1 protein-coding gene is annotated in these 865 nt (G+C 66.6%); it reads right to left on the reverse strand.

Annotated features, from left to right (window positions below):
- A partial coding sequence (locus tag NOD94_RS41220) for an amino acid adenylation domain-containing protein (RefSeq protein WP_281211369.1) occupies positions 1 to 865 on the reverse strand: 865 nt, incomplete at both ends.

The raw sequence follows: 865 nt of genomic DNA on the forward strand, positions 1-865 counted from the left end.
TCGCCGAGTTCGATGCGGAAGCCGCGGAGTTTGATTTGGTCGTCGGTGCGGCCGAGGTAGTGGAGGTGGCCGTTGGGGAGCCATTGGGCGAGGTCGCCGGTGCGGTACATGCGGGTGCCGGGGGGTCCGTAGGGGTCGGCGGTGAAGCGTTCGGCGGTGAGGTCGGGGCGGGTGAGGTAGCCGCGGGCGAGTTGGGTGCCGGCGAGGTAGAGCTCGCCGGGGGTGCCGGGGGGTACGGGGTTGAGGTTGTGGTCGAGGACGTAGGTGCGGGTGTTCCAGATGGGGGTGCCGATGGGGGCTGTGGTGCGGTTTTCGGTGTTGGTGTGGGGGGTGCAGGTGGTGGCGGTGACGTCGACGGCGGCTTCGGTGGGGCCGTAGAGGTTGGCGAGTTGGATGTGGGTGGTGGGGGTGTGGAAGCGGTTGACGAGTTCGGTGGGGAGGGCTTCGCCGGAGCAGGTGACGAGGCGGAGGGTGGGGAGGTTGGTGAGGGTGGTTTCGCCGAGGAAGGCGGTGAGCATGGAGGGGACGAAGTGGAGGACGGTGATGTGTTGTTGGTTGATGAGTTGGGTGAGGTATTCGGGGTCTTTGTGTCCGTCGGGTCGGGCGATGACGAGGGGGGTGCCTTGGGTGAGGGGCCAGAAGAATTCCCAGACGGATACGTCGAATCCGGCGGGTGTTTTTTGCAGTACGCGGTCTTCGGTGGTGAGTTGGTAGGTGTGTTGCATCCAGCGGAGTCGGTTGACGATGGCTTCGTGTTCGACCATGACGCCCTTGGGGCGGCCGGTGGAGCCGGAGGTGAAGATGACGTAGGCGGGGTGGCGGGGCAGGAGCGGGGTGGTCCGGTCCGCGTCCGACAACGGACCGG

Origin of the sequence: Streptomyces sp. Isolate_45 (assembly GCF_024721315.2) — a bacterium.
In the GTDB taxonomy this organism is placed as follows: domain Bacteria; phylum Actinomycetota; class Actinomycetes; order Streptomycetales; family Streptomycetaceae; genus Streptomyces.